Origin of the sequence: Haloferax sp. Atlit-10N, from assembly GCF_003586325.1 — an archaeon.
GTDB lineage: Archaea > Halobacteriota > Halobacteria > Halobacteriales > Haloferacaceae > Haloferax > Haloferax prahovense.
On sequence record NZ_PSYX01000080.1, the window covers coordinates 1 to 655 of the forward strand.

Annotated in this window: 1 protein-coding gene; it reads right to left on the bottom strand. The window is 58.6% G+C overall.

The genetic code is table 11. The annotated features are described in order from the left end of the window. Window positions 1-127: 127 nt before the first annotated feature. Entirely contained in the window at window positions 128-652 is a 525-nt protein-coding gene (locus C5B91_RS21265; RefSeq protein WP_233547870.1) for a transcriptional regulator FilR1 domain-containing protein, read from the bottom strand. Window positions 653-655: the final 3 nt, after the last annotated feature.

The following is a 655-nucleotide window of genomic DNA, read 5'->3' on the forward strand; positions in this document are numbered from 1 at the left end:
CTCGGTCTGCCCTGTCCGTTCCATAATCCGTTCGACGGAAAGCTCAGGATTATAGTCATTCCCTGAGACGGCATCTCAGTTCGTGAGACACAGTTCGATCAGTACACAGATTTCACGCGTAGAGTCGCTACTTCTTGGTGCTCATCTGAGTCACGTTGAGCCTGTCCGCGTCGCGTTTGTAGCGTCGATAGAGGTCGACGGCCCACTTGCGAGCCTCGGGGTCGTCGGTTGTGACCGAAGCAATCGGGAGGGATGTCTCGTCGTCGAAACCGCCGACGATGACAACGTCGTCGATGATACCCATGGTGAACGGCAGTCCGGGGTGAGTGTATAGCGCGGGTGCTTCAGCCGACGCGATGGTGTCGAACGCGTTCTTCGAAGCGTTCCGGTCCGCTTCGAGCGCCAGCGGCGTACAGATAGCCTCGAAGTCCACGTCGTTTCGGGCGTGTTCAATACCCTGTTCTGTGACCTTCGGTGGACACCCTGCGACGACTAGACTCCGCGAGTGCTCGAACGACGCGAAGTGTTCGAGCCACGGTTCGATGGGCGCGTTCGGATTCTGCGGCGTGGCGACGTGGAGGTCGGCGTCGGCGAATAGGTGGACATGACGCGTGAACTCCAGATCGGAAGAGCTCCAGTCACCAATGGAAATCTC